Annotated in this window: 1 protein-coding gene; it reads left to right on the top strand. The window is 44.8% G+C overall.

The window, feature by feature from the left end; translation table 11 throughout:
- On the top strand, positions 1 to 781 hold a 781-nt coding region (locus ACFPQ3_RS01825; RefSeq protein ID WP_465269562.1), incomplete at both ends, for a phosphoketolase family protein.

Raw genomic sequence — 781 nt, 5'->3', positions numbered from 1 at the left:
TATCATGGCTCGTAAGACAGATGAAGAATTAACACAGCTCTTCAATGGTTTCGGTTGGACCCCTTACTTTGTCGAAGGGACAGATCCAGATCTTGTCCACGCTCAAATGGCAGAGACCCTTGACAAGGTGATTGAAAAAATCAAAGCCATTCAAACAGAGGCTCGCAAGCATCCAGCAGAAGAAGCCACCCAACCAGCTTGGCCAGTATTGATTGTTCGTATTCCAAAAGGATGGACAGGACCAAAGGAATGGAATGGTGAACCAATTGAAGGTGGTTTCCGTGCCCACCAAGTACCAATTCCAGTCGAAGCAGGTCATATGGAACACATTGATCATTTAATAAACTGGTTGAAGTCTTACCGCCCAGAAGAATTATTTGATGAAAAGGGCTATGTGACAGAAGAGATTCGTGCCATTTCCCCAAAAGGTGATCGTCGGATGTCCATGAACCCAATCACCAATGCGGGTGTTGTGAAAAAGCTTGATTTATCAGACTGGCGTAAACACGCTATTGATACCTCAACTCCAGGTGCCCTTATGAAACAAGACATGATTGAATTTGGGAATTATGTGGCTGACCTGGTAGAGGCTAACCCAGATAACTTCCGTGTCTTTGGTCCGGATGAAACCAAGTCAAATCGTCTCAATAATGTTTTTAAAGTGACGAATCGTCAATGGCTTGGTCGTCGCGATGAATCTTACGATGAGTGGATTTCTCCAGTAGGACGCGTTATTGATTCACAACTCTCTGAGCACCAAGCTGAAGGCTTCCTAGAAGGC

Origin of the sequence: Streptococcus caledonicus (assembly GCF_042656225.1) — a bacterium.
GTDB classification, from domain to species: domain Bacteria; phylum Bacillota; class Bacilli; order Lactobacillales; family Streptococcaceae; genus Streptococcus; species Streptococcus caledonicus.
The sequence above is the reverse complement of the archived record's forward strand: the minus strand, read 5'-3'. Positions and strand labels throughout refer to the sequence as shown.